Origin of the sequence: Sphingomonas sp. PP-CC-1A-547 (assembly GCF_003610375.1) — a bacterium.
GTDB lineage: Bacteria > Pseudomonadota > Alphaproteobacteria > Sphingomonadales > Sphingomonadaceae > Sphingomonas.
This window is the reverse complement of sequence record NZ_RAPZ01000014.1, coordinates 168120-194662: the sequence shown is the minus strand read 5'-3', so window position 1 is coordinate 194662 and position 26543 is coordinate 168120. Positions and strand designations below refer to the sequence as shown.

At 65.2% G+C, this 26543-nt stretch carries 29 protein-coding genes and 1 other RNA gene; 26 read left to right on the top strand and 4 right to left on the bottom strand.

Translation table 11 applies throughout. The features are described 5' to 3' along the window. Window positions 1–142 precede the first annotated feature (142 nt). The 7 genes from C8J39_RS16115 to C8J39_RS16085 all read left to right on the top strand — a co-directional run bounded on the left by C8J39_RS16115 (window position 143) and on the right by C8J39_RS16085 (window position 6480). Window positions 143–2038 (top strand): ATP-binding protein, encoded by a 1896-nt coding sequence (locus C8J39_RS16115; protein ID WP_243650200.1) that lies wholly within the window; start codon window positions 143–145, stop codon window positions 2036–2038. Window positions 2039–2127: 89 nt separating this feature from the next. Further along, window positions 2128–3321 (top strand): LPS export ABC transporter permease LptF, encoded by a 1194-nt coding sequence (gene lptF, locus C8J39_RS16110; protein ID WP_175518216.1) that lies wholly within the window; start codon window positions 2128–2130, stop codon window positions 3319–3321. Then, window positions 3318–4415 (top strand): LPS export ABC transporter permease LptG, encoded by a 1098-nt coding sequence (lptG, locus tag C8J39_RS16105; protein ID WP_120301371.1) that lies wholly within the window; start codon window positions 3318–3320, stop codon window positions 4413–4415. Before lptF ends, lptG begins: the two co-directional genes overlap by 4 nt. A 79-nt stretch (window positions 4416–4494) precedes the next feature. Beyond that, on the top strand, window positions 4495–4911 hold the full coding sequence (locus C8J39_RS16100; protein WP_093398802.1) for a VOC family protein: 417 nt from the start codon (window positions 4495–4497) through the stop codon (window positions 4909–4911). A gap of 7 nt (window positions 4912–4918) precedes the next feature. Further along, a complete protein-coding gene (gene gloB, locus C8J39_RS16095; RefSeq protein ID WP_120301370.1) occupies window positions 4919–5644 on the top strand; it encodes a hydroxyacylglutathione hydrolase in 726 nt (241 codons plus the stop codon). 39 nt (window positions 5645–5683) lie between these two features. After that, a complete protein-coding gene (locus tag C8J39_RS16090; protein WP_243650177.1) occupies window positions 5684–6115 on the top strand; it encodes a hypothetical protein in 432 nt (143 codons plus the stop codon). Then, window positions 6112–6480, top strand: coding sequence for a hypothetical protein (locus C8J39_RS16085; protein WP_259457568.1), 369 nt, complete (start codon window positions 6112–6114; stop codon window positions 6478–6480). The genes C8J39_RS16090 and C8J39_RS16085 overlap by 4 nt, the downstream gene beginning before the upstream one ends. Window positions 6481–6688: 208 nt before the next feature. Here the strand turns inward: C8J39_RS16085 and C8J39_RS16080 are convergent, their stop codons facing one another. Beyond that, the gene (locus tag C8J39_RS16080) at window positions 6689–7471 is read right to left on the bottom strand and encodes a crotonase/enoyl-CoA hydratase family protein (RefSeq protein WP_120301369.1); all 783 of its coding nucleotides are present in this window, start codon (window positions 7469–7471) and stop codon (window positions 6689–6691) included. A gap of 93 nt (window positions 7472–7564) precedes the next feature. On the opposite strand from C8J39_RS16080, the gene C8J39_RS16075 reads away from it, so the two are divergent. Together C8J39_RS16075 and C8J39_RS16070 are read left to right on the top strand one after the other, a co-directional pair. Beyond that, window positions 7565–8020: a PaaI family thioesterase gene (locus C8J39_RS16075; protein WP_120301368.1), complete on the top strand. Its 456-nt coding sequence runs from the start codon at window positions 7565–7567 to the stop codon at window positions 8018–8020. Continuing rightward, window positions 8017–8418, top strand: coding sequence for a PaaI family thioesterase (locus tag C8J39_RS16070; RefSeq protein WP_056051559.1), 402 nt, complete (start codon window positions 8017–8019; stop codon window positions 8416–8418). The genes C8J39_RS16075 and C8J39_RS16070 overlap by 4 nt, the downstream gene beginning before the upstream one ends. A 123-nt stretch (window positions 8419–8541) precedes the next feature. Here the strand turns inward: C8J39_RS16070 and C8J39_RS16065 are convergent, their stop codons facing one another. Beyond that, on the bottom strand, window positions 8542–9666 hold the full coding sequence (locus C8J39_RS16065; RefSeq protein ID WP_120301367.1) for a PQQ-dependent sugar dehydrogenase: 1125 nt from the start codon (window positions 9664–9666) through the stop codon (window positions 8542–8544). 178 nt (window positions 9667–9844) lie between these two features. Between C8J39_RS16065 and rimP the strand changes: the two genes are divergently transcribed. From rimP to C8J39_RS15995, 14 genes are all read left to right on the top strand, one after another. Then, window positions 9845–10441, top strand: a complete 597-nt coding sequence (rimP, locus tag C8J39_RS16060; RefSeq protein WP_120301366.1) for a ribosome maturation protein RimP — start codon at window positions 9845–9847, stop codon at window positions 10439–10441. Further along, the gene (gene nusA, locus C8J39_RS16055) at window positions 10441–12156 is read left to right on the top strand and encodes a transcription termination factor NusA (RefSeq protein WP_243650179.1); all 1716 of its coding nucleotides are present in this window, start codon (window positions 10441–10443) and stop codon (window positions 12154–12156) included. The genes rimP and nusA overlap by 1 nt, the downstream gene beginning before the upstream one ends. Further along, entirely contained in the window at window positions 12156–12404 is a 249-nt protein-coding gene (locus C8J39_RS16050; RefSeq protein ID WP_120301365.1) for a 4-oxalocrotonate tautomerase family protein, read from the top strand. The genes nusA and C8J39_RS16050 overlap by 1 nt, the downstream gene beginning before the upstream one ends. A 196-nt stretch (window positions 12405–12600) precedes the next feature. Continuing rightward, window positions 12601–13338, top strand: coding sequence for a DUF448 domain-containing protein (locus C8J39_RS16045; RefSeq protein ID WP_120301364.1), 738 nt, complete (start codon window positions 12601–12603; stop codon window positions 13336–13338). Further along, window positions 13335–16190 (top strand): translation initiation factor IF-2, encoded by a 2856-nt coding sequence (gene infB, locus C8J39_RS16040; protein WP_120301363.1) that lies wholly within the window; start codon window positions 13335–13337, stop codon window positions 16188–16190. Before C8J39_RS16045 ends, infB begins: the two co-directional genes overlap by 4 nt. 128 nt (window positions 16191–16318) lie before the next feature. Next, complete coding sequence (gene rbfA / locus C8J39_RS16035; protein ID WP_107954753.1) at window positions 16319–16708, top strand: 30S ribosome-binding factor RbfA; 390 nt, start codon at window positions 16319–16321, stop codon at window positions 16706–16708. Next, window positions 16680–17009 (top strand): AbrB/MazE/SpoVT family DNA-binding domain-containing protein, encoded by a 330-nt coding sequence (locus C8J39_RS16030; protein WP_243650181.1) that lies wholly within the window; start codon window positions 16680–16682, stop codon window positions 17007–17009. Before rbfA ends, C8J39_RS16030 begins: the two co-directional genes overlap by 29 nt. After that, complete coding sequence (locus C8J39_RS16025) at window positions 17006–17395, top strand: type II toxin-antitoxin system VapC family toxin (protein ID WP_165895256.1); 390 nt, start codon at window positions 17006–17008, stop codon at window positions 17393–17395. The genes C8J39_RS16030 and C8J39_RS16025 overlap by 4 nt, the downstream gene beginning before the upstream one ends. Beyond that, window positions 17395–17970, top strand: a complete 576-nt coding sequence (locus C8J39_RS16020; protein WP_120301361.1) for a thymidine kinase — start codon at window positions 17395–17397, stop codon at window positions 17968–17970. Before C8J39_RS16025 ends, C8J39_RS16020 begins: the two co-directional genes overlap by 1 nt. A 110-nt stretch (window positions 17971–18080) precedes the next feature. Continuing rightward, the gene (gene truB / locus C8J39_RS16015) at window positions 18081–19106 is read left to right on the top strand and encodes a tRNA pseudouridine(55) synthase TruB (protein WP_120301416.1); all 1026 of its coding nucleotides are present in this window, start codon (window positions 18081–18083) and stop codon (window positions 19104–19106) included. 18 nt (window positions 19107–19124) lie between these two features. Further along, window positions 19125–19394, top strand: coding sequence for a 30S ribosomal protein S15 (rpsO, locus tag C8J39_RS16010; protein ID WP_055881152.1), 270 nt, complete (start codon window positions 19125–19127; stop codon window positions 19392–19394). A gap of 192 nt (window positions 19395–19586) precedes the next feature. Continuing rightward, on the top strand, window positions 19587–22004 hold the full coding sequence (gene pnp, locus C8J39_RS16005; RefSeq protein WP_120301360.1) for a polyribonucleotide nucleotidyltransferase: 2418 nt from the start codon (window positions 19587–19589) through the stop codon (window positions 22002–22004). A 118-nt stretch (window positions 22005–22122) separates the two neighbouring features. Further along, on the top strand, window positions 22123–22512 hold the full coding sequence (locus C8J39_RS16000) for a response regulator (protein WP_207896985.1): 390 nt from the start codon (window positions 22123–22125) through the stop codon (window positions 22510–22512). 129 nt (window positions 22513–22641) lie between these two features. Further along, the gene (locus tag C8J39_RS15995; protein ID WP_120301358.1) at window positions 22642–23373 is read left to right on the top strand and encodes a hypothetical protein; all 732 of its coding nucleotides are present in this window, start codon (window positions 22642–22644) and stop codon (window positions 23371–23373) included. A 73-nt stretch (window positions 23374–23446) separates the two neighbouring features. Here the strand turns inward: C8J39_RS15995 and ssrA are convergent. Continuing rightward, window positions 23447–23802, bottom strand: a transfer-messenger RNA (tmRNA) gene (ssrA, locus tag C8J39_RS15990). Between the two features lie 121 nt (window positions 23803–23923). Here ssrA and C8J39_RS15985 point away from each other — a divergent pair. After that, complete coding sequence (locus tag C8J39_RS15985; RefSeq protein ID WP_056065892.1) at window positions 23924–24355, top strand: Rrf2 family transcriptional regulator; 432 nt, start codon at window positions 23924–23926, stop codon at window positions 24353–24355. 148 nt (window positions 24356–24503) lie between these two features. Here the strand turns inward: C8J39_RS15985 and mscL are convergent, their stop codons facing one another. Then, complete coding sequence (mscL, locus tag C8J39_RS15980) at window positions 24504–24974, bottom strand: large conductance mechanosensitive channel protein MscL (RefSeq protein ID WP_120301357.1); 471 nt, start codon at window positions 24972–24974, stop codon at window positions 24504–24506. 103 nt (window positions 24975–25077) lie between these two features. Here mscL and C8J39_RS15975 point away from each other — a divergent pair, with 103 nt between their 5' ends. Together C8J39_RS15975 and C8J39_RS15970 are read left to right on the top strand one after the other, a co-directional pair. Next, window positions 25078–25674, top strand: a complete 597-nt coding sequence (locus C8J39_RS15975; RefSeq protein ID WP_056065884.1) for a LemA family protein — start codon at window positions 25078–25080, stop codon at window positions 25672–25674. A 10-nt stretch (window positions 25675–25684) separates the two neighbouring features. After that, window positions 25685–26542: a YgcG family protein gene (locus C8J39_RS15970; protein ID WP_120301356.1), complete on the top strand. Its 858-nt coding sequence runs from the start codon at window positions 25685–25687 to the stop codon at window positions 26540–26542. Window position 26543: the final 1 nt, after the last annotated feature.

Genomic DNA, 26543 nt, shown 5'->3' with positions numbered 1-26543 from the left:
ATAGAAACACGGGTGAAACGCTGGAGCCGTACCGGCATTCCAAGTCATTGCGCGTGGGCAACGACACGTTAGGATGCCGGCCGTGACGCAAGACGAGGTCGAGACTGCGGCCCAAAGGGGCGGGACGAGGTGGCGCATAGCCATGCTGGTCGTGATGGGCCTGCTCGGTGCCGTGGTGCTGGTAGCGCTGATCGTGACGCTCGGCCACGCCAATCGCCAGCGGGATCGGGCGCTGGCGTTGCAGGCGCACAGCTATGACGTGATGATCCTTGCCCGCACGCTGTCGGGGACGATCGCGCGGTCCGAGGCGTCGCTCGGGCGCTATGTCATCAGCGGCGACAAGCAGCTGGGGCAGCTCTATTTCGACGAATGGCTGCTGGCGGGGACGCAGATCGACCGGCTCGACCAGATCACCAACGACAATCCTAAGCAACAGCCGCGAGTCGATCGCCTTCGGGCCGCGTATGACGCGCGCGGTCGGGAGCTGTCGCTGACCGCGCTCAACACGCGCTACGGCAAGAATGGCCAGGCGATCGCGCGCTATTATCAGGGGCGGAAAGCACCCACGCTCATCGAGATCAATACGACGCTGGACACGCTGATTGCCGGCGAGCGCGCGCTGCTCGACGAGCGGACGGCGGCGGCGATGGGGTCGGTCGAGCGATCGAGCTGGGTCGCGGGCGTGCTCGCCATATTCGGCGTGCTGATCGTCCTTGGCGCGATACTGCTCGGCTGGTTCACGATCCGCGCAGTCGGCGACCGTGCTGTCGCGCGGGCGGATGCGGAGCTGGAACGCGAGCGTGCTGAAGATCTGACTGCCGCGGTCGCCGCCGCGACTGCGGAGCTGCGCGTGCAGGAGGCCAAGCTGCGCCAGATCCAGAAGATGGAGGCGGTCGGCCAACTGACCGGCGGGATCGCACACGACTTCAACAACATGCTGGCGGTGGTGCTGGGCGGTCTCGAACTGGCGCGGCGCAACCTCGCCAGCGATCCGGCCAGCGTCCGTCGGCATATCGACAGCGCGACCGAGGGTGCGAACCGCGCTGCGGCGCTGACCCGCCGGCTGCTCGCCTTCAGTCGCGAGGATTCGCTGAAGGCCGAGACGATCGACGCGGCCGCGCTGGTCGCCGGGATGTCGGACCTGCTTGACCGTACCTTGGGCGACGCGATCACCGTCATCGTCCGCGACGACGCGGCAGGCGGGTGCGTCCGCGCCGACAGCGTCCAGCTGGAGAATGCAGTGCTGAACCTGGCGGTCAACGCGCGCGACGCGATGAACGGGCGCGGCACGCTGACCGTCGCGACCGGCACGACGACGCTAGCGGCAGAGCAGGTCGGGCGGTGCGCGGCGGGCGATTACGTCACGATCATGGTCGGCGACGATGGCTGCGGGATGGCGCCTGATGTGGCCGAGCGCGTGTTCGAGCCGTTCTTCACCACCAAGGAGGTCGGCAAGGGCACCGGGCTCGGGCTCAGCCAGATCTTCGCGCTGGTCCAGCAGTTGCACGGCGAAGTCGGCATCGTCTCCGCACCGGGCGAAGGGACGACCGTCACGCTGTATTTCCCGCGCGCCGCCGAGCTGGTCGCAACGCCCCTGCCGACCGTCCCGATCGCGATGGTCGAGCCGATCGCACCGACGATGCCCGAGACGTTGCAGATTCTGGTGGTCGAGGACGATCCGCGTGTGCTGGCTGCGACGACCGGCGCGCTGGAGGAGATCGGGCATCACCCGATCGCGTGCGACGATCCGCTTGCGGCGCCCGCGCTGCTGGCGGCGAACCCCGGGATCGGGCTGATCATTTCCGACGTGCTGATGCCGCGCCAGACCGGGCCGGAGATGATCGCCGCGCTCTCCCCGCTGTATCCGCACGTCGCGGTGCTGTTCGTCACCGGGTTTGCCGGCGAAGTGAACGTCGCGCAGTTCGGCGGACACGAGGTGTTGCGTAAACCCTTCACGCTCAACGGACTGGAGCGCGCGGTCGTGACGGCGATGGCCGCGGAGCGCCGCGCGACGAGCCACCCGATCGCCGCGGAATGATCGTTCACTGACGTGTTGCGATTGAGGATGACGCCTAGCGTGTGCGCCCCTATACCCGCGCGACCCAGCATACCGAGCCCAACCCGCGCATGAAATCCATCGACCGCTACATGGCCCGGCTGATCGCGGTGCCGCTCTTTTCGACGCTGCTGATCGCCGTCATGCTGTTCGTGCTCGATCGCATGCTCGGGCTGTTCAATTTCGTCGCGACGCAAGGCGGGCCGATCAGCGTCGTGTGGCGGATGCTCGCCAATCTGCTGCCCGAATATCTGGGCTTGGGCATACCGATCGGCCTGATGCTCGGCATCCTGCTCGCGTTCCGCCGGCTGTCGACCTCGTCCGAGCTCGACGTGCTGCGCGGCGTCGGGATGAGCTACAATCGGCTGCTGCGCGTGCCGTATATGTACACGATCGCGCTGGCGCTGCTGAACCTCGCGATCGTCGGCTATGTCCAGCCGATCGCGCGCTATTATTACGAAGGCCTGCGGTTCGAGCTGCGCACGGGTGCACTCGGCGCATCGATCAAGGTCGGCGAGTTCACCAATCTCGGCGACCGAATGACGCTGCGGATCGAGGAGAGCAAGGACAAGGGCCGCGAGCTGTCCGGGATCTTCGTTCATGCGTCGAGCCAGAATGGCGACTGGCTGGGGGTGACCGCGGAGAAGGGCAAGTTCCTCGCGACCGACGATCCCAACGTCATTATCTTCCGCCTTGCGAACGGCACGCTGATCCACAACCGGCCCGAGTTCAAGACACCGCGCGTGTTGACCTTCAGCAGCCACGATCTGCCGATCAACCTGCCCAAGTTCGAAAGCTTCCGCAGTCGCGGCGGGCGTAATCTCGAATATACGCTGCCCGAACTCGCCAAGCAGGGCCAGCGCGGCGCGACGCTGGAGCAGCGCGATGGCAGCCGGTCCGAATTCCACTTCCGCCTCGCCGAAGTCGCGACGATGTTCCTGTTGCCGCTGCTCGCGCTCGCGCTGGGGGTGCCGCCCAAACGATCCTCGTCCGCGCTCGGCGTGTTTCTGTCGATCGTGATGATCGTCACCTATCACAAGGTGAACCAATATGCCGCGGACGTCGGCGAACTCGGGCGGATCGATCCTATCATCGCGCTGTGGGTGCCGTTCACGATCTTCGCCGGGCTGATCCTGTGGATGTACTACACGATCGCCTATGTCCCCGGCGGGCAGCCGATCGGTGCGCTGGAACGCGTCTTTTCGAAGACGTTCAAGGCGATCACCAAGCGTATCCCGGGCTTCCGTAAGAGCAAGGCCGCATGAACATCGTCAGCTTCTTCCCGTCGCGGACGGTCGCGATCTACATGGGACGGATGTTCCTGGTGCGGACGTTCGCGGTGCTCGCCGCGCTCGTGCTGGTGCTCCAGGCGCTCGACCTGCTGAGCAACTCCGGCGACATCCTTGCCTTTCCCGGCAATGGCGATGCGCAGATCTGGCAGTACGTGTCGCTGCGTGCGCCGCAGATCGTCTCGCGGTTCCTGCCGTTCTCGGTCCTGCTCGGCACCATCCTGACGCTGATCACGATGAACCAGAACAGCGAGATCGTCGCGCTGAAGGGCTCCGGCCTGTCCGCCCACCAGGTGCTCGCACCGTTGCTGGTCGCGAGCCTGGGTGTCGCGGTGATCAGCTTCGTGTTCAACGACCGCGTGGTGGCGCGGGCGACGGCGACGCTGAACCAGTGGCAAAAGGTGAATTACGGCAAGCTGCCGATCGATCGCGGCGACCGCGCGAACGTGTGGGTGCGCGACGGCGACGACCTGATCGAGGTCGCACAGATCCGTGGGCGCGGTGACGCGACGCGGCTTGGTGGGATCACGCTGTACGATCGCACCGGCGGCAATCTCGTCGCGATCCTGCGCGCGGATCACGGCAGGCGCGTCGCGAGCGGCTGGGAGGTAAGCCCTGCGACCCGGTTCGACGTGAAGAGCGGCACCGTCCGCCCCTTGGGCGCGGTAGTGATCGCGAAGGACGTGCGGCCGGACCAGTTCACGCTGGCAAGCGTCGATGCGGACGGGCTGTCGTTCGGCGCGTTGAAGGCGGCGATCGCCGACCTGTCCGATGCGGGGCGGCCGACCAAGGCGCTCGAAGGGTCGTTGTGGCACAAGCTGTCGGGGCCGCTGTCGTCGGTGCTGATGCCGCTGCTGGGCGCGGTCGCAGCGTTCGGGATCGCGCGATCGGGCAAGCTGTTCGTGCGTGCGGTGATCGGCATGGGGCTTGGTTTCGCGTTCTTCGTCGCGGACAATTTCGCGCTCGCGATGGGCAATCTCGGCGCCTACCCGCCGTTCCTCGCCGCCTGGGCGCCGTTCCTGCTGTTCTTCTTCATCGGCGAGGCGGTGCTGATCCGGTCGGAGGAATAGGACGCGAGCGGTGGCTCGAACCCTTTCACGCCACCGCCCCCGTCCCTATCTGCTGGTCCGAACAACCCTCGGAGCAAGCATGAAATATCTCCACACGATGATCCGCGTGACCGACCCGGCGAAGACGATCGCGTTCTTCGAGACGCTGGGGCTGAAGGAGGTCCGCCGGATGGAGAACGAGAAGGGTCGGTTCACGCTGATCTTCCTGTCGGTCCCCGGCGACGAGGGCGCAGAAGTCGAGCTGACGCACAATTGGGACCCCGAGGAGTATGGTGAGGGTCGAAACTTTGGGCACCTCGCCTACCGCGTCGACAATATCTACGACACCTGCCAGCGGCTGATGGACTCGGGCGTGACGATCAACCGGCCGCCGCGCGACGGCCACATGGCGTTCGTGCGGACGCCGGACAATATCTCGATCGAGTTGTTGCAGGCCGATGGCGCGCTCGATCCCGCCGAACCGTGGGCGTCGATGCCCAACACCGGCAAGTGGTGACACGCTGATGCTTGATATCGTCCGCGTTCCGGTGCTGGCTGACAACTACGCCTGGCTGATCCACGACACCGTCTCTGGTGAGACGGTGGTGGTCGATCCGGGCGAGGCGGGGCCGGTGATCGCCGCCGCCAAGAAGCGCGACTGGCGGATCGACCGGGTGTGGACGACGCACTGGCACCCCGATCATACTGGTGGGAATGCCGAGATGAAGGCCTATGGCGCGACGATAGTCGGCCCGGCGGCGGAGGCGGACAAGATCCCGACTCTCGACGAGCAGGTCGGCGAAGGCGATGTCGTGCGCCTTGGTGCGCACGAGGCGACCGTGATGACGGTGCCGGGGCATACACAGGGGCATATTGCGTTCCACTTTGCCGACGACGCGGCGATCTTCACTGGGGACACGCTGTTCGCGATGGGGTGTGGGCGGCTGTTCGAGGGGACGCCCGCGGACATGTTCGCGAACATGCAGCGTTATGCGACGCTGCCGGACGATACCGAGGTGTTCTGCGGGCATGAATATACGCAGAGCAACGGGCGCTATGCGCTGGTTGCCGAGCCGGACAATGCGGACATCGTCGCGCGGATGGCCGACGTCGATGCGGCGCGCGCGAAGGGCGAGCCTACCGTGCCGACAACGATCGGGCGGGAGCGGGCGACCAATCCTTTCCTGCGGGCGACGTCGCTTGAGCAGTTTGCGGGCTATCGTGCGGCCAAGGATGCGTTTCGCGGGTGAAGCGCGTATGAGGACGATGGGATTTTGAGGAGCGTTGCGATGCGTATGCGGACCCTGCCACTCTTGATGCTGCCGGCGCTCTTGTTGCCCGCCATGACTTTAGGCGCGTGTACGCAGACCCAGGCGGAGGTCGAGCGTGCGCAGGTGCGCGAGGCGGGCGTGCAGGAGAAGCTGGCTAAGGAACTCGCTGGGCTCGTGCCGGGCAAGCCCGAGTCGTGCATCAGCCAGTTCCCGCAGAAGCAGAGTTCGGGCTACGGCGCGACGATCCTGTACCGGGTGAATAGCGGGCTCGTGTATCGCAGCGATACCGTCGGCGGGTGCGAGGGGATCGCGCGCGGCGATATCCTCGTGACGCGGACGCCAAGCGGGCAGCTGTGCCGCGGCGACATTGCGCAGACGTTCGACCAGGCATCGCGCTTTCCGACCGGGAGTTGCAGCTTCGGCGACTTCGTCCCGTATCGGAAGCCATGATGCGCGGGGCGGTCCTGGCGGCGGTGGCGCTGATGACGGTGGGAATGCTCGGCGCGGGCAAGTCCGATCCGCTGGAGGGCCGGGTTGCTGGGACGCCGGTTCGGTGCATCGACCTTCAGCAGTTGAACGGGCCTGAGATCGTCGATTCGCAGACGATCCTGTATCGGCAGTCGGGAAAGCGGATCTGGAAGACGGGGCCGGTTGGCGAGTGTCCTTCGCTGCGGCCCTTCGATACGCTGATCGTCGATGTTTATGGTGGGCAATTGTGCCGGAACGATCGGTTCCGGACGGTGTCGGTCGGTATGTCGATTCCGTCGGGCTATTGCCGGTTTCGAGATTTCACGCCGTATGACAAGGTGAAGTAGGAGGCTCGTTCCGCCTCAACGCGCCGCCCCGTTTGTTGCACCACCCCGGCGGAGGCCGGGGCCCAATTGGGGGACGGTGCTGACTGAGGACGGCGCCCCGTTACATCGACCTTTCCAATTGGACCCCGGCCTGCGCCGGGGTGGTAGAAGTGGGGCGGAACGTCGCCCCCTTCCGTCATCCTGACGAAAGTCAGGATGACGGAAGGGCTCAGTCCTCGAACACTGCAGCCCGCTTTTCCATGTTGGCCCGCACCTGTTCGACTTGGTTCGGCGTGCGGATGACCTTGAGCTGCTCTTCGGTTTCCGCGTGCAGCACTGCCGCCGCGTCCGCATCCGCCGCGAGGTTGTAGAGCGCCTTCGACCCGCGGATCGCGTGAGGGTTCCTCGCGGCGATCTCGCGCGCGAGCATCATCGCCTCGCCTAGCGGGTCTTCGGACAGGCGCGTGACGAAGCCGTGCCGCAACGCCTCGGCGCCGTCGAACTCGCGGGCGGTGTAGGTGAGTTCGCGCAGTACGTCGTCGCGGGCGAGCGTGCGCCAGAGGGCGATGCCGGCCATGTCGGGGACCAAGCCCCAATACGCCTCACGGATCGCAAAGCGGGCTTGCGGGTGAGCGATGCGGATGTCGGCGCCGGACATGATCTGGAAGCCGCCGCCGAACGCGACGCCGTGGACTGCGGCGATCACGGGCATCGGCAAGGTGCGCCACCCCCACGCGACCTGCTGGACGAGGTTGGCACCCTCTTCGGTCCGGTCGCCTAGCACCAACCCGGAGCCGCCGTTCGCCATCGAGGCCATGTCAAGGCCGGCGCAGAACGCCTTGCCCTCGCCCGAGAGGACGACGCAGCGGACTTCGGCCATCCCCTTGAGTCGGTCGATCGCGGCGGCGATGCCCTCGAACATCGCGGGGTCGATCGCGTTCATCTTGTCGGCGCGCGCGAGGCGGACGTCGGCGATGCCGTCCGTGACGGTGATGGTGACCCGGTCGTTCATTCTGGCGATCCTCTCGATCTTTGCGCGAACGCTAACCGCGCCTGCGCCCGCGCGCAACGTTGCGCGCGGCCACCCGGCGTGTAGAGGCGGGCAATGGCTGGTTTTGATCCACAATGGTTTGCGACGCGCGGGTTCGGCGGGCACGGCGCCGCGCTGGGGATGCGCTATCACGCGCATGGCGACGACTGGGCGGAGCTTGCGCTGCCCTATGACGAACGACTGATCGGCGATCCGGCAAGCGGCGTGATCGCGTCGGGGCCGATCATCACGATGATGGACATGGCGACGAGTCTGGCGATCTGGATCAAGCGCAATGCGTTCGTGCCGCATGCGACGCTCGACCTGCGCGTCGATTACCTGCGTCCGGCGACGCCGGGGAAGACGGTGATCGGGCGCGGCGAATGCTACCGGATCACGCGGTCGATCGCGTTCGTGCGGGGGCAGGCGCATGATGGCGACCCGAACGATCCGCTCGCGCATGTCGCGGGGACGTTCATGGTGGTGGGCGATGTCGCCGGCATGGGCCTCAACAGGAGGACCGAGGCATGACGATCGGGTTGCCGCCCTATGCGGAGATCCTTCGTGTGTCGGTCGAGGCGGAGGACGGCGCGCCACCGGTGCTGCTGATGCCGTTTGCGGATGACGTGCTGGGGCGGCCTGGGTTTTTGCATGGGGGTGCGATTTCGGGGTTGCTGGAGATGGCGGCGATTGCGGCTTTGCAGCATGCGCTGGAGGCTGAAGGTGCCACTGGCTCCGAAGCCCGGATCAAGCCGGTCAACGTCACGGTCGATTTTATGCGCGGTGGGCGGGATAAGCCTACACGGGCGGCTGGCGTGGTGACGCGGTTGGGGAACCGGGTGGCCAATGTCGAGGCGACGGCGTGGCAGGACGAGCGGGAAAAGCCGATTGCCGCGGCGCGGATGAATTATCTGATCGTGCGGGACTAGCCGCTTCTGCTCCCCTTCCGCTTGCGGGAGGGGTCGGGGGAGGGGCGTGCCTCACAGACCGGACGCCAGTACGTACGTCGTGCCCTCCCCTAACCCCTCCCGCAAGCGGGAGGGGAAATTTGGTTACTTCGCGGTCAGTTTAATCAGGCGGCCTTGTGAGTCGCCGCCGTCTTCGAGGACCCAGATCGCGCCGTCGGGGCCTTGTTCGACTTCGCGGATTCTTGCCCCCATGTCCCATTGGTCGCCCTTGGCGGCGTTGGTGCCGTTCAGGTCTACGCGGACGAGGGACTTCGAGGACAATCCACCGATGAACGCGTCGCCCTTCCACTGCGGGAACATGCTGCCCGAATAGATCATGAGGCCGCCGGGGGAGATCACCGGGTTCCAGAACACCTTGGGCGGCTCATAGCCGTCGTCGGGCTTGTGATCGGGAATGTCGGTGCCGTCGTAATTGCTACCGTTCGAGGCGTTGGGCCAACCATAGTTGAGGCCGGGCTTGATCAGGTTGACCTCGTCGCCGCCCTTCGGACCCATCTCCTGCTCCCAGAGATTGCCCTGCGCATCGAACGCTATGCCGAGCAGGTTGCGGTGACCATAGCTCCAGATCTCGGGTGCGAACCCCTTTGCGACGAGCGGGTTGCCGGGGGCGGGCTTGCCGTCGAGCGTGAGGCGTAGCACCTTGCCGAGCGTCATCTTCGGGTCTTGCGCAGGCGTGAATTTCTGGCGCTCGCCGTTAGTGAAGAACAGATATTTGCCGTCGGGCGAGAAGGCGATCCGACCGGAATAATGGCCGTTGCCCTCGACGAACGGACGCGCGCTGAACAGCGCCTCGATCTCGCCGAGACGGTCGCCGCCACCTCCGTTCGGACGCAGGCGACCGCGCGCGAGGACGACGCCCTTGCCGCCCTCGCCTGCGCTCGAATAGCTGAAATAGACGCGCTGGCTGGTCGCGAAGTCGGGCGCGAGGACGACGTCCATCAGGCCGCCCTGCCCGGCCGAATCGACGGTGAGCGTCGCGACCGTCTGGCGCGATTTGCCGTCCGCGGAGACGAGCAGCATCTGGCCCTTCTTTTCCGTCACCAGCATGCGCTTGTCGGGCAGGAACGTCATCGCCCAGGGCGAATCAAAATCGGCGACCACCGTTTCCTTAAACGGCTTGCCCGCCGCTGCCGGTTGCGCGGAACAGGCGGTCGAGGCGAACAGCGTGGTTGTCAGCAACCCAGTGGCGAACAGCGTTTTGCGAATCATGATCTTCTCCCGGAAATCCCTGCGCTAACGCAGCGTACTAAACGAAGGTTGCTCCCGCTTGCGGACGGGCGCCACCCCGCGTATAGAGGCACCACTTCTCTACATCGCCAGATGAAGAGGCTGCGGGGCTTGCTCCGCGGCGGCAATCACCTGTGCTTTGGCCCTGTTTGGAATTTCGATGGCGAATATCGCCCTGCTGACCGACCTGATCGAACCCGAGGCGACCGCGCTCGGCCTCAGCCTCGTGCGCGTGCGCATGCAGGGCGGCAAGTCCGATCCGACGTTGCAGGTGATGGCCGAGCGCCCCGACACCCGCCAGCTGCTGATCGACGATTGCGCCGAGCTGTCGCGCCGCATCTCCGACAAGTTCGATGCGCTCGAGGCCGAGGGCAAGGACCCGGTCGGCGAGGACGCGTACCGTCTCGAAGTATCGAGCCCCGGTATCGATCGCCCGCTGACCCGGCTCCAGGACTTCGCAGACTGGGAAGGCCAGGAGGCACGTATCCGCCTCGTCGAGCCGTTCGAGGATCGCAAGCAGATCTCGGGCAATCTCATGGGCGTCGAGGGGACGAAGATCACCGTCGACGTCAACAAGCACAAGCTCATGACGATCGACTTTTCGCAGGTCGCCGACGCCAAGCTCGTCATGACCGACCGTCTCATCGCCGCGACCGCGCCGCTTTCCACCGAAGGCGCGGACGAGGTTTTCTATCAAGATACGCCCACCGATGAGCCCGATGCTCACGAGGCCGACACCGAAGAAGGACAGCATTGATGGCCACGGCAGTCACCGCAAACCGCGCGGAACTGATCGCGATCGCGAATTCGGTCGCGTCGGAGAAGATGATCGACAAGGCGATCGTGATCGAGGCGATGGAGGACGCGATCCAGCGCGCCGCCCGCTCGCGCTACGGCGCCGAGAACGACATCCGCGCGAAGCTCGATCCGAACACCGGCGATCTGCGCTTGTGGCGCGTCGTCGAAGTTGTCGAGGCGGTCGACGATTATTTCAAGCAGGTCGACGTCAAGGGCGCGCAGAAGCTCCAGAAGGACGCGGCGCTGGGCGACTTCATCGTCGATCCGCTGCCCCCGATCGAGTTCGGCCGCATCGCCGCGCAGGCTGCCAAGCAGGTCATCTTCCAGAAGGTCCGCGACGCCGAGCGCGAGCGTCAGTTCGAAGAGTATAAGGACCGCGCAGGCGAGATCATCACCGGCGTCGTCAAGCGCGTCGAGTTCGGCCATGTCGTCGTCGACCTGGGCCGTGCCGAGGGCGTGATCCGTCGCGACGCGCAGATCCCGCGCGAAGTGGTGCGCGTCAACGACCGCATCCGCTCGCTGATCCTCAACGTCCGCCGCGAGAACCGTGGGCCGCAGATCTTCCTGTCCCGCGCGCATCCCGACTTCATGAAGAAGCTGTTCGCGCAGGAAGTGCCCGAGATTTACGACGGCATCATCGAGATCAAGGCCGCGGCCCGCGATCCGGGTTCGCGCGCGAAGATCGGCGTCATCTCGCATGACTCCTCCATCGATCCGGTCGGCGCATGCGTCGGCATGAAGGGTAGCCGCGTTCAGGCCGTCGTGCAGGAAATGCAGGGCGAGAAGATCGATATCATCCCCTGGTCGCCCGACATCGCGACCTTCGTCGTCAACGCATTGCAGCCGGCTTCGGTGTCGCGCGTCGTGATCGACGAGGAAGAAGAGCGCATCGAGGTGGTCGTTCCCGACGACCAGCTTTCGCTGGCGATCGGCCGTCGTGGCCAGAACGTGCGGCTCGCGTCGCAGCTGACCGGCAAGGCGATCGACATCCTCACCGAGGCCGATGCGTCCGAGAAGCGCCAGAAGGACTTCGTCGAGCGCTCGGCGATGTTCGAGAAGGAGCTCGACGTTGACGAGACGCTGGCACAGCTGCTGGTCGCCGAAGGGTTCACGAACCTCGAAGAGGTCGCCTATGTCGAGGTCGAGGAGATCGCCGGCATAGAGGGCTTCGACGAGGACCTGGCGGGCGAGTTGCAGAACCGTGCGACCGAGGCGCTCGAGCGTCGCGACGCCGCGAGCCGCGAGGAGCGTACCGCGCTCGGCGTCGAGGATGCGCTGGCCGGCATGCCGTATCTCAACGAGGCGATGCTGGTCACGCTCGGCAAGGCAGGCATCAAGACGCTCGATGACCTCGCCGATCTCGCGACCGACGAGCTGGTCGAGAAGAAGCGCGTCGAGCCACGCCGTCGCAACGAGGACGCGCCGAAGCGGCCCGAGCCCAAGGGCGGGATTCTCGCCGAGTATGGATTGAGCGATGAGCAGGGCAACGAGATCATCATGGCCGCGCGCGCGCACTGGTTCGAGGACGAGGCTCCCGAGGCTTCGGCTGACGACGTCGAGGCGGACGAGACGCCGGTAGAAGAAGCTTCGGCTGACGACGCTGTTGTCGAGGACGTTACGGCTGATGACGAAGCTGCAGACACCGACTCGAAGAACGAGGACGACAAGGCCTGATGCCCTTCGTCAGCATCCGCATCTCGGGGTCCGCCACCAAGGACCAGAAGTCCGGCATCGTCGCCGACGTCACCCAGTCGCTCGTGCAGCGGCTGGGAAAGAACCCGGCTGCGGTGCAGATCGTGATCGAAGAGGTCTCGACCGAGAATTACGGCGCGGGCGGCCAGTTGCTGGTCGACCGCGACGCTCCGAAGACTCCCCCCACGACTCAAGCGCAGGAGGACGCACATGCGGAACCCTCCCGATGAGGCGCTAGGCGCTACCGAAACCCTGCCTTCCTCCCCTCCCGCAAGCGGGAGGGGACCGAGGGGTGGGCGCCCGGCTTCGGCCAAAGGCGACGCTTCGGCCAAATCTCACGCGTCCAAGGCTAAAGCCAAGGGCGGCAATGGGGGTGAGCGCGAGCCCACCCCTAGCCCCTCCCGCTTGCGGGAGGGGGATGACGCCATGCCCGTTCGCAAGTGCATTCTTTCGGGCGAGCGCGACGTCAGGCCCCACCTCGTACGACTCGCGCTGTCGCCCGATGGCCAGATCCTTCCCGACGTGCGTGCCAAGGCTCCCGGCCGCGGCGCGTGGATCGGTGTCACGCGAGTCGAACTCGAAGCCGCGATCAAGAAGGGCAAGCTCAAGGGCGCTCTCTCACGCGCGTTCAAGACCGGCGAGTTCACCATCGATCCCGAGCTTCCGGCCAAGATCGAAGCCGCGCTCGAGCGTAACGCGCTCGACCGGCTCGGGCTCGAATCGCGCTCCGGCACGGTGCTGATCGGCTCCGACCGGATCGAGCAGAACGCGCGCCAGGGCAAGCTGAAGGCGCTGTATCATGCGTCCGATGCGGCCGAGGATGGCAACCGCAAGCTCGATCAGGCGTGGCGCATCGGCAACGATGTCGAGGGCTCGGGTTTGCGGGGGTTGGCACTCCCGGTATCGCGCACCATATTGGCGTTGGCGCTGGGGCGGGAAAATGTGGTACACATTGGCCTGACCGACCGCGCTGCAGCAAAGCGGGTGAGCGAAGCGCTCGACCGTTGGCTGCATTTTATCGGCCCCGAACCTTCTTCCGTGTCTTGCGAAACGGCCTCGCAGGGCGCATCGGCGTCACCACAAAATGGGGCGCCACCGATACAACAGGCGTCCGGATCGACCGGAACACGCCCGGCCGTGGACATGACTGAGGAATTTGAGTGAGCGACACGGACAACGAGAAGCCGAAACTTGGCATGCGCGCACCTTTGGGTGTGAAGCGCACGGTCGAGACCGGCCAGGTGAAGCAGAGCTTCAGCCACGGCCGATCGAATACGGTGATCGTGGAAACCAAGCGCGCGCGCGTCCTGCGCCGTCCGGGCGAGCCCGACGTGCAGGTCGCGGATGCCGCACCGGTTGCCGCGCCCGCCCCGGCGGCTGCCCCCGCAGCCCCGGCACCGCAGGCGCGCGCACCGCAGCCTGCGCCCGCCCCCGTGCGTCAGCAGCAGAGCAATCTGTCGCCGCAGGAGCGCCAGGCCAAGCTGCTCCGCGAGGCCGAAGAGCAGCGGATGAACACGCTGGAAGAAGGGCGTCGTCGCCAGGAGGCCGAGCGCGCCAAGGCGATCGAAGACGAGCGTAATCGCGTCGCCGATCGTGTGCGTGCCGAGGCTGAGGCCAAGGCGCCGAAGCCCGTCGAGGCCCCCGCGCCTGCGCCGGCACCTGTGGTCGAAGCGGCTCCCGCTCCGGTCGCGGCACCGACGCCAGCGCCTGCGCCGGCTCCGGTCGAAGCCCCCGTTGCTGCGGCGCCTGCCCCGGCACCGGTTGCAGCAGCACCTGCGCCCGCACCTAAGCCCGCTCCGGTGGCGGCTGCTCCTGCGCCGGCTCCCAAGCCTGCGCCGGCCCCTGTCGCTCCGCCGGCACCGCCGCCCGTTATCGAACTGACCCGCGATCCGGCGTTCCCGGCACCGCGCCGGTTCTCGCCGGTGGCGCGTCCCGAGCGTCCTCCGCCGCCGCCAAAGCCTGTCGCGGCACCCGCTGCCGCAGCGCCGACCACGGCTGCGAATGCCGGAACGACCGCGGCGCGCCCCGGCGCGACCGGCGTCAATGCTCCGGCCGGTGGCGTCCGTCGCGACGCCGTGCCAGCGCGTCCGCAGCAGCGTGACCGCAAGGGTGACGATCGTCGCACTTCGGGCAAGCTCACCGTCAACCGCGCGCTCGGCGATGGTGATGGTGCACGCGCTCGCTCGCTCGCCGCACTGAAGCGTGCGCGCGAAAAGGAGCGTCGTGGCACCGGTGGTCCGCGCGAGGCGCAGGCCAAGCAGATCCGTGACGTCGTCGTCCCAGAGGCGATCACGGTGCAGGAACTCGCCAACCGCATGGCCGAGAAGGGTGCCGACCTCGTCAAGGCGCTGTTCAAGATGGGCATGCCCGTCACGATGACGCAGACGATCGACCAGGATACCGCCGAGTTGCTCGTCACCGAGTTCGGCCACAACCTGACGCGCGTTAGCGATGTTGACCAGGATCTGGCCAACGACACGATCGACGATGCTGAGGAGACGCTGAAGCCACGTGCCCCGGTCGTCACGATCATGGGTCACGTCGATCACGGCAAGACGTCGCTGCTCGATGCCCTGCGCGGCACCGACGTGGTGCGCGGCGAAGCGGGTGGCATCACCCAGCATATCGGCGCGTATCAGGTCACGCTGAAGGACAAGTCGAAGATCACCTTCCTCGACACCCCGGGCCATGAGGCGTTCACGCAGATGCGTGCGCGTGGCGCGGACGTCACCGATATCGTCATTCTCGTGGTGGCGGCGGACGACGGCCTGATGCCGCAGACGGTGGAGGCGATCGCCCACACCAAGGCGGCGGGCGTGCCGATGATCGTCGCGATCAACAAGATCGACAAGGAAGGCGCCAATGCCCAGAAGGTGCGCGAGCGCCTGCTGAGCGAGGAGATCGTGGTCGAGGACATGGGCGGCGACGTCCAGGACGTTGAAGTCTCCGCGACCAAGAAGATCGGTCTCGATGCGTTGATCGAGAAGATCCAGCTCCAGGCCGAACTGCTCGAACTGCGCGCCAATCCGGATCGCGCCGCCGAGGGTACGGTGATCGAGGCCAAGCTCGACAAGGGTCGTGGCCCGGTCGCGACGATCCTCGTTAACCGCGGTACGTTGCGGGTCGGCGACATCTTCGTGGTCGGTGGCGAGAGCGGCAAGGTCCGTGCGCTGGTCGACGACAAGGGCAAGCAGATCAAGGAAGCGGGTCCGGCGATGCCGGTCGAGGTCCTCGGTCTGTCGGGTGTTCCGCAGGCGGGCGATCCGTTCCAGGTCGTCGAGAACGAGGCACGAGCCCGTGAAGTCGCGGAATATCGTCGCAGCGTGAAGACCGACAAGCGGACCGCATCGGTTCCTGCAAGCCTCGAGAGCATGTTCTCGGCGCTGAAGGAAAAGCAGGCGATCGAATACCCGCTGGTCGTGAAGGCGGATACGCAGGGCACGGTCGAGGCGATCGTCGGGGCGATCAACAAGATCTCCACCGACCTGATCAAGGCACGCGTGCTGAGCTCGGGCGTTGGTGGCATCACCGAGTCGGACGTCACCCTGGCGGCCGCATCGGGGGCTCCGATCATCGGCTTCAACGTTCGTCCGAACGCCAAGGCACGCGAGATCGCCGAGCGCCAGAAGGTCGCGTTCAAGTACTATGACGTGATCTACGACCTGATCGACGAGATCCGGGCGGGGATGGCAGGCGAGCTTGGGCCGGAAGCGTTCGAGACGGTCGTCGGTCGTGCCGATATCCGCGAGGTCTTCTCGGCGGGCAAGCACGGCAAGGCGGCAGGTCTGCTCGTCACCGAGGGCAACATCCGCAAGGCGCTCAAGGCACGCATCACGCGCAACGACGTCATCATCTACCAGGGCGAAATCGCATCGCTGCGTCGCTTCAAGGATGATGTCGCCGAGGTCCGTGCGGGGCTCGAGTGCGGCGTGACGTTCACGTCGAACTTCGTCGACATCAAGGCCGGCGACGTCCTTGAGACGTTCGAAGTCGAGATGCGCGAACGTACGCTTTGATCTGACAACTCCCCCTCCCGCATGCGGGAGGGGGTCGGGGGGTGGGCACCCGCCATCCACGGTGCAAGACGCCGAGGCCGGGAGCCCACCCCCGGCCCCTCCCGCAGGCGGGAGGGGAGTTAAAGATTATGAAGACCGATACCCCAGAAGCAAAAGCCGTCCGCTCGTTGCGAGTCGGCGAACAGGCGCGTCATGCGCTGTCCGACATCCTCGCGCGCGGCGACGTCCACGATCCGGTGCTCGAAAAGCACCTCGTGACGATCACCGAAGTCCGCATGTCCCCCGACCTCCGCCATGCCACTGTCTTCGTGAAGCCGTTGCTCGGCAAGGACGAGGAAAAGGTGCTGAAGGCGCTTCGCACCAACACCGCCTACCTCCAGCGTGAAGTCGCGAACCGGGTGCAGATGCGGTATGCCGCCAAGCTGAAATTCCTCGCGGACGAGAGCTTCGACGAGGGCACGCATATCGACCAGTTGTTGCGCGATCCCCATGTTGCGCGGGATCTGGCTGAAGATTGACTTTGAGCCCGGTAAGACACATCTTACCGCGATGAATGCTCAGACGAAAATGTCGGAAAAAGGCCAAGTCGTCATCCCCAAAGATGTGCGCGACTCGCTCGGCTTGAACCCTGGCCAGCAGTTCGATGTCCTGCAAGCGGGTGGTGACATCGTGCTGCGACCGACGGGTAGGACGACCGGAAAGAGCGTCGCCGAGGTAATGGCCGATCTGCGTGCCCGCGTTCGGTACGAGGGGCCGGCCATTCCTATCGAGCAACTGAGTTGGTCGCCCGATTTCGACGAGGACGGTCTTTCCGCGTGAAGGCCGTCGATACCAATATTCTCGCGCGTTTCATCCTGGCAGACGAGAAGCATCAGTCGGCAATGGCATCTGAAATACTTGGCGCGCCGGTCTGGGTGAGCCTTACCGTATGGCTCGAACTTGGGTGGGTGCTATCGAAGCGCGCCGCGCTCGGTCGTGCGATGGTGGCCGATGCGATCGAAGCGCTGCTCCAGTTGGGAACTATCCATACCGCGGATCGCGATGGCCTGTCCTGGGCTGTCACGCGCTACCGATCAGGGGCAGATTGGGCTGACATGATCCACCTCATTTCTGCGCGTTCCGTGGCGGACGGCTTCGTTACGTTCGATCGCGGGATCGCGACCTATGCCGCGCAATCGCCCCTACCTGTCGAGACGCTGATCTGATGGCCAAGCTGTATTTCTACTACGCCTCGATGAACGCGGGGAAGTCGACGAACCTGTTGCAGGCGGACTTCAACTACCGCGAGCGGGGGATGCGGACGATGCTGTTCACAGCGGCGATCGACGACCGGTTCGCAGCCGGGACTATCACGTCGCGGATCGGGCTGGAGGCGCCGGCGATCGCGTTCGATGCGGGGACGGATATCGGGGCCTGCGTGGTTCGGCAGCACGGCGAGGACGCGATTTCGTGCGTGCTGGTGGACGAGGCGCAGTTTCTGACGTCTGCGCAGGTGGATCAGCTTGCGCATATCTGTGACGTCGTCGGGATACCTGTGCTGGCGTACGGGTTGCGGACCGATTTCCAGGGGGCGCTGTTTCCTGGGTCGGCGCGGTTGCTGGCGCTGGCGGACTCTTTGGTGGAGATCAAGTCGGTGTGCATGTGTGGGCGCAAGGCGACGATGAACCTGCGGGTCGATGGAGATGGGCGCGGGATTGCCGAGGGGCAGCAGACCGAGATTGGCGGGAACGACCGGTATGTCGCGCTGTGTCGGCGGCATTTTTGCGAGGCTTTGGGCTGAACCTTACTCCCCTGCCCGTTCGTGCTGAGCGAAGTCGAAGCACCTTTGCCTCCATGTCCTTCGACTTCGCTCAGGACGAACGGGGGGCCAATATTCTAGGACTTATTCGCATGCATGGCTGGATCATTCTCGACAAGCCGTTGGGGCTTGGGTCGACGCAGGGGGTGTCGGCGGTGAAGCGTGCCTTGCGCAGCGGCGGGTATGGGAAGTTCAAGGTGGGGCATGGGGGGACGCTCGATCCGCTCGCTACCGGGGTTCTGCCGATCGCCGTTGGGGAGGCGACGAAGCTTGCCGGGCGGATGCTCGATAGCGACAAGATTTATGATTTTACGGTGATGTTCGGGATTCAGACGGATACGCTGGATGCTGAAGGCGTGAGCATCGCAACTTCTGATGTTCGGCCAACCTTGGCGGCGGTTGAGGCGATTCTCGCGCAGTTCACCGGGCCGATTTCGCAGGTGCCGCCGGCGTATTCCGCGCTGAAGGTGGATGGAGAGCGGGCTTATGATTTGGCGCGGGCTGGGCGTGAGGTAGTGCTCGCGAGCCGGGATGTAACGATCCATTCGTTATCCTCCCCGGTACGGGGAGGGGGACCAGCGCAGCTGGTGGAGGGGGGCTTCCGCGAGCGTTCCGCGGGTGGCGCGCCCCCCTCCACCCCCGTCCAAGTGGACGGCGGTCCCCCTCCCCGTGCCGGGGAGGAATTGCAGGACGAGCCCCTGCTCCACTCCCCCCTGGAGGAGGTCACCCTTACCGCGCATGTGTCGAAGGGCACCTACATCCGAAGTCTCGCGCGCGACATCGCCCTAGCCCTCGGCACCGTCGGCCACGTCACCATGTTGCGCCGGACCAAGGCCGGTCCGTTCGACCTCACCGCCGCGATATCGCTGGACAAACTGGACGAACTCGCTAAGGCCTCCGCGCTTGAAGATGTACTTCTGCCCTTGAGGGTGGCGCTGGACGACATCCCGGCTCTCTCCCTCACCCCCGACCAGGCAGGGGCGCTCCGACAGGGGCGTATCTTGGCCGGGATCGCCGCAGACGATGGCCAATACTTTGCCGAACTGGACGCTGTCCCGGTCGCGCTGGTCGAGGTCGAGGACGGAGACGTCCGGGTCGTTCGCGGTTTCAATCTGTGATGTCGAGGACATGAATTCATGACGATTACCGCTGAACGCAAGACCGAGCTCGTCAAGGAGCATTCGCGCGCCGAGGGTGACACCGGTTCGCCGGAAGTCCAGGTCGCGATCCTGACCGAGCGCATCAAGAACCTGACCGAGCATTTCAAGGGCCACAAGAAGGACAACCACTCGCGTCGTGGTCTTCTCATGATGGTCAACAAGCGCCGGACGCTGCTGGATTATCTCCGTCACAAGGACGGCCAGCGCTATCTGGATCTGATCGCGAAGCTCGGTCTCCGCAAGTAACACGAACGGCTCCCCTCGGGGGGCCGTTTTCGTATATAGGGTTTTGATTCCGCGCATTTCGCGCGGAGGCAAACGCCAGAGCGCAATTCGGCGCAATGGCAAGGAGCGACAACTCGCTCCACACCGCCGCGGGCCGGCTAAGCCCGCACATAGGCCCCAAACGCATCTGGCGTTTGGAGTGAAGGAAAAAGAATGTTCGATACCAAGACCGTAAGCGCCCAGTGGGGCGGCAAGACGCTGACGCTCGAGACCGGCCGCGTTGCGCGCCAGGCCAACGGCGCAGTCCTCGCCACCCTCGGCGAGACCGTCGTTCTGTGCGCCGTGACGGCGGCTCGGACCGTCAAGGAAGGGCAGGATTTCTTCCCGCTCACCGTCCATTACCAGGAGAAGTTCTCCGCGAGCGGCCGCATTCCCGGCGGCTTCTTCAAGCGTGAGCGCGGCGCGACCGAAAAGGAGACGCTGACCAGCCGTCTCATCGATCGCCCGATCCGTCCCCTCTTCCCAGAGGGTTTCTACAACGAGATCAACGTGATCTGCCAGGTTCTGTCGTATGACGGCGAGAACGAGCCGGACGTCCTCGCGATGGTCGCGGCCTCCGCTGCGCTGACGATCTCGGGCGTGCCGTTCATGGGCCCGATCGGCGCAGCCCGCGTCGGTTACGTCGATGGCGCGTACATCCTCAACCCGACGCTGGAAGAAGCCAAGGCTGGCGATCTCGACCTCGTCGTCGCCGCCACCGGCCAGGCCGTGATGATGGTCGAATCGGAAGCCAAGGAGCTTTCGGAAGAGATCATGCTCGGTGCCGTGCAGTTCGCCCACAAGGCCTGCCGCGAAGCCGCGAACCTGATCATCGATCTGGCCGAGATGGCTGCCAAGGATCCTTGGGAAATGGCCGAGCAGGCCGACCTGTCGACCGCCAAGGACAAGCTGAAGAAGCTGATCGGCAAGGACATCGCGGCCGCCTACAAGGTGACCGACAAGTCCAAGCGTTCGGACCTGCTGAATGCGGCCCGCGCGAAGGGCAAGACCGCATTTGCGGACGCGTCGCCGCAGGACCAGATGGCAGCCGGCAAGCTGATGAAGAAGCTGGAGGCGGAAATCGTCCGCGGCGCCATCCTCAAGGACGGCACCCGCATCGACGGCCGCACCACCACGCAGATCCGTCCGATCGAGGCGATGGTCCACTTCCTCCCGCGTACGCATGGCTCGGCCCTGTTCACGCGCGGCGAGACGCAGTCGATCTGCACCACCACGCTCGGTACGCGCGATGCGGAGCAGATGATCGACGGCCTCAACGGCCTCAGCTACGAAAACTTCATGCTGCACTACAACTTCCCGCCATACTCGGTCGGTGAAGTCGGTCGCTTCGGTGCGCCGGGTCGTCGCGAAGTCGGTCACGGCAAGCTCGCATGGCGCGCGCTGCACCCCGTGCTGCCGACCAAGGAAGAGTTCCCGTACACGATCCGCGTTCTGTCGGACATCACCGAGAGCAATGGCTCGTCGTCGATGGCGACGGTCTGCGGCGGTTCGCTGAGCATGATGGACGCGGGCGTTCCGCTGAAGCGTCCGGTGTCGGGCATCGCGATGGGCCTGATCCTCGAGGGCAAGAACTTTGCGGTTCTCAGCGACATCCTCGGCGACGAGGATCATCTCGGCGACATGGACTTCAAGGTTGCGGGCACGTCCGAGGGCATCACCACGATGCAGATGGACATCAAGATCGCCGGCATCACCGAGGAGATCATGGGCAAGGCGCTGGCGCAGGCCAAGGAAGGCCGCGCGCACATCCTGGGCGAGATGGCCAAGGCGCTCGACCACACCCGTGAGGAATTGTCGGCGCATGCACCGCGCATCGAGAGCTTCCAGATCGACAAGTCGAAGATCCGCGAAGTCATCGGCACCGGCGGCAAGGTGATCCGCGAGATCGTCGCGCAGACCGGCGCCAAGGTCGACATCGACGACGAGGGCGTGATCAAGGTGTCGTCGTCCGACCCCGCGCAGATCGAAGCCGCGATCAAGTGGATCAAGGGCCTCGTCGAGGAAGCCGAAGTCGGCAAGGTCTATGACGGCAAGGTCGTCAACCTGGTCGATTTCGGGGCGTTCGTGAACTTCATGGGTGGCAAGGACGGTCTCGTCCACGTGTCCGAAATCAAGAACGAGCGCGTCGAGAAGGTGTCTGACGCCCTGACCGAAGGCCAGGAGGTCAAGGTCAAGGTTCTCGAGATCGATCCGCGCGGCAAGGTGCGCCTGTCGATGCGTGTCGTCGACCAGACGACCGGCGAAGAGCTGGAGGACACGCGTCCCGCACGTGAGCCGCGCGAAGGCGGCGATCGTGGTCCGCGCGGTCCGCGTCGTGATGGCGATGGCGGTCGTGATGCCGGCAACGGCGGCGGCGGTCGTGGTCCACGCGGCGAAGGCGGCGGCGGTGACCGCGGCTCGCGTGGCCCGCGTCGCGACGGCGATGGCGGCCGTGACGCAGGCGGCAACGGCGGTGGCCGTGGCCCGCGTCGTGACGGCGGTGGCAACGGTGGTGGCGAGCGTGCTGCACGCACCGAGGGCGACAAGGCCCCCGAGTTCGCGCCGGCGTTCCTGACCGGCGATCGCGACTAAGCCTTTACGGCCTAACGGCAGTGATGGAGGGGCTCGGGAAACCGGGCCCCTTTCTCATGTCAGGCTCGCTTTGCCCCGTTATGCCTTGAGAACATGACTTATATTGGAACGGAGCGGCATGCCGGATGTTCGAACCGGTATGAATGCCATTGCGAAGTCCGTTATTCTCGTCGTCGATGACGATGCCCTCGTCCGGGTCCATTCCAACCTCGCGCTGGAGGATGCCGGCTACGAAGTCGTCGAAGCCAGCAACGCGGCCGACGCCTTGGTAAAGCTCGAAGAGCGGCCAGATATCGCTGCACTCTTCACCGATGTCCGCATGCCCGGAGACCTGAACGGCATCGACCTCGCCAATGCCGTGCACGCGCAACGCCCCGATATCGCGATCCTGGTCACGTCGGGTGCCGACAACGGTACGACCGACGCGTTGCCCAAGGCCGCGCGGTTCGTGCAGAAGCCCTATACCGGCGCACAACTCAGCAAGCTTTTTGCAGCTTTGAGTAGTTAACGGACCGGAAGAGTATTCAGAATCTTACATCTACTAGTCTAGGCAGTCCTCATTCGTCATGAGTATTGCCCGTTATCAGTATTAGGGCCATCGTCCATCGCTTGAGCATCGACTCGCGGGGGCGGTCCAATGGCATCGTTAAATGGTGTACGGCCTGCGCAACGGAATGTCGTCGCGAGCGAGCGTCGCTTCTTCCTCGGCATGGCGATAGCGATCGCCGTCACGGTGATCTTCGGGTTCACACTGAATGCCGCGCGGATGAATTGGACTTTTCTCGAACTGCCCTTGCAAGTTCATCTGCATGCCGCCGCCTTCCTGGCGTGGATCATTCTCTACGTCGTGCAGAACTGGCTGGTCGTTCGGGGATCGATCACTTGGCATCGACAACTCGGCGTGCTCGGCGCCGTTATCGCAGCGTCGATGGTCGTACTGGGCATCGTCACCACAGTCGCAGCGATCCAGCAGCACCGCGTACCGCCGTTCTTTCCACCGGGCATTTTCCTCGTGCTCGACGTCCTGGGGGTGATCGGGTTCGGCATCCTGACCGCTTGGGCGATTGCGCTTCGCAAGCAGGCGGCGTGGCACAAGCGGCTGATGCTGTGCGGGACGATCCTGGTCATGTCCCCCGCGCTCGGGCGGATCCTGCCGATGCCGCTACTGGGAAAATTCGCGCCGCTCGCGGTGTTCGCGTCGATGGCGGTGTTCGTCATCGCAGGAATGATCTTCGACCTGCGCCTGCGCGGGAAGATACATCCGGCCTATTACTGGGGCGGCGGCGTGCTGGTCGTAACCAACGTTCTGGTCGGTCCGCTCGGCTTCAGCCCGCCGGTGCTGCGGCTGGTCGAGCGCCTTGCCGCGTGATTGGGGCCGCGTGATCGGAGCCAAATGTCAGGTTAGTGGGGAGCTTCTGTTGCTCGGTGCCCCCCGTACCGCCGGTGTCCACTTCTGTTGCCCGGTGTGGCCCGTACCGCGCTTTCGTCCGTATAACTTAGGTCGTTAGACCGTCAGTTATGCGGCAATTGCGAGTGCTTCGTTATCGTTGGCACTTGTGTATGGGCCGTTGCGGTGGTCCCATTCCGAGCGAAACATAGCGTCGTTGAACACACGTCGATCCTAGTTCGACCCCGTCATCGTCCCCCTCTTGCGAAGAGGGCGGTGGTGGAGTCGCCGGGTACTGCCCCCGGGTCCGCTGTGTCTATGACACGCCACGGTTTATCGCCATAGCCGCCAAGAGAAGATTCCCCCGACGGCATCACCGATATAGGGTGGCCGCATCGATCTGAAAAGCCCGGCCAAATGAAAAGACTGGCGCGATGGCAGCACCCTCCCGGATAAATCTCCAACGGGTTAGCACACAGCGTGCCAAACCGCCTTCCGCTCGCCACAAAGCGCGTGCATAGCAACCTGCATTATGTTGACGCAGCGCTCCCGCTACGCGCTCCGCGCGATGATCTTCCTTGGCGGCGCCCCCGTCGGTGGCCCTCCCATCCCGATGACGCGGATCGCCGCCGAGGCGAACGTGCCACGCAAATTCCTCGAGCTGATCCTCGCCGACCTGCGCGAGTCCGGCCTGTTGCACAGCCATCGCGGCAAGATGGGCGGCTATCGCCTCTCGCGGCCGAGCCATCTGATTTCGCTCGGCGAGATCATCCGGATCATCGAGGGGCCGCTGGCGCTGGTGCCGTGCGTGAGCCGGACCGCGTACCGGCCGTGCCTCGACTGCAAGAGTGAGGCCGACTGCGCGATCCGGTTCGCAATGATGCGGGTGCGGGACGAGACTGCGCGGATTCTGGATGGGACCAGCTTGGCGGATGCGAACGCCGAGGAACTGGTCGCGGCGTAACCCTATCCTTCTCCCCTAGGGGAGAAGGTGGCACGGCAGCGTCGGATGAGGGGGAGTTGGAATGCAAGTCCCAAGCCTCACTCCCCTCACCCTTCCGTCGCCCAAGGCTCCTCCCTCCCTCTCCCCGCAGGGGAGAGGGACATGGCGATCACCCCCGCGCCTTCAACTCGTCGCGGATTTCGCGGAGCAGCGCGATCTCGACCGGCTCCGGCGCAGGTGCGACGGCCACCGCCTCTTCCTCGCGCTTCAACCTTGCCGTCTCGCGCTCGATCAGCGCCGCCGTCCGGTTCACCACGCGCAGGATCATGAAGATGATGCCCGCGACGATCACGAAATTGACAAGCTGCGTCGCGAACGCGCCATAGCCGAGCAGCGGCACGCCCGCCTTCTTCAATGCCGCGTAATCGCTCAGCGAGCCCGCATAGTTCTCCGGCACCGGCCCCATCCGCCAGAAATAGCTCGAGAAATCGAGCCCGCCGAAGATCTTGCCGATTACCGGCATCAGCACGTCGTCGGTCAGCGACGTGACGATCTTGCCGAACGCCGCGCCGATGATCACCGCGATGGCGAGATCGAGCACGTTGCCGCGCATGATGAACGCCTTGAATTCCTTGAGCATCTACGCCCCCTCTGTTGGACCACCGACGCTAACCACCGATTTCGGTTTCGCCAACCCTCGCGACTGTCCTATGAGGGTGATACAGGTATTCAGGAGAGCCCCGATGTCACGTGCCCCAATCGCCCGCGGTACCGCCGCGATCCTCCTCGCATCGGCGCTGGCCGGGTGCGGGATCAACAGCATTCCGACCGCGGAAGAGACCGCGAAGGCACGCTGGGCCGACGTCCAGAACAATTATCAACGCCGCGCGGACCTGATCCCCAACCTCGTCGCGACCGTGAAGGCGGCAGGCGCGCAGGAAAAGGACATCCTCGTCCAGGTGACGCAAGCGCGCTCGGCCGCGAACTCGGTACAGGTTTCAGCCGCCGATCTCTCCGATCCGGCGAAGATGGAGCAGTATCAGCGCGTCCAGGGTGCCGTCGGCGTGTCGCTGCAGCGTTTGCAGGAGGCGTATCCCGAGCTGAAGAGCCAGGGCAACTACACCACGCTGATGAGCCAGCTCGAGGGCACCGAGAACCGCATCACGATCGCGCGGCGCGACTATAACGGCGCGGTGCAGGCCTATAATACCAAGATCCGCACCTTCCCCGACGCGGTCGGCGCAAAGATCTTCTATGGCGCCAAGCCGATGGTGCCGTTCGCGGCGACCACGCCGGGCGCCGAGACCGCGCCGACGGTGAACTTCGGCAACGCGAGCTGATCGGGGCATTATGCTCCGCCATTTCCTGACGCTGGCGTTCGCGGTGCTGCTGGGAAGCGGTACCGCAACCGCGCAGACCTTCCCGAAGTTCACCGGCTTCGTCGTCGACACCGCGAACGTCATCCCGCCCGATCAGGAAGCGGCGCTGACCAAGCGGCTCGACGAGCTCCAGAAGACGACCGGCAACCAGCTGGTGGTCGCGACGGTGCCCGATCTCGAAGGCTATCCGATCGAGGATTACGGCAATAGCCTGCTGCGGAGCTGGGGCGTCGGGCTGAAGGATGCGAACAACGGCGCGATCCTGCTGGTCGCGCCGAACGACCGGAAGGTGAGGATTGAGGTCGGCTACGGGCTTGAGCCGGTGCTGACCGACGCGTTCTCCAGCGTCGTCATCAACCAGGACATCCTGCCGCGTTTCAAGGCGGGGGACATTCCCGGCGGGATCGTCGCGGGGACCAACGCGGTGGCAGACCAGCTTGCGCTGCCCGATGCGGAGGCGCGCGCGAAGGTTACGGCTGCGGCGGCCGAGTATGACAAGACGCATCGTCGTTCGAACTCAGGCGGCGGCGGTGTGCCGATCGGGCTGATCTTCTTCGGGATCGTCCTGGCGGCGATCGTCATTCCGATGATATCGCGGCGCGCGGGTGGCAAGAATTACGTCGATGGCGGCAGCCGGAGCGGTGGCAGTGGCGCCTTGCCGATCGTGTTGTGGAGCATCGCCGACGCGATGACCCGCAGCGGCGGCAGTGGCGGCGGCGGAAGCTGGGGCGGCGGCAGCGATAGCGGCGGCGGCGGCTGGGGCGGTGGTGGTTTCGGCGGCGGCGGCGGTGGATCCGGCGGCGGCGGCGGCGCATCGGGGGGATGGTGAC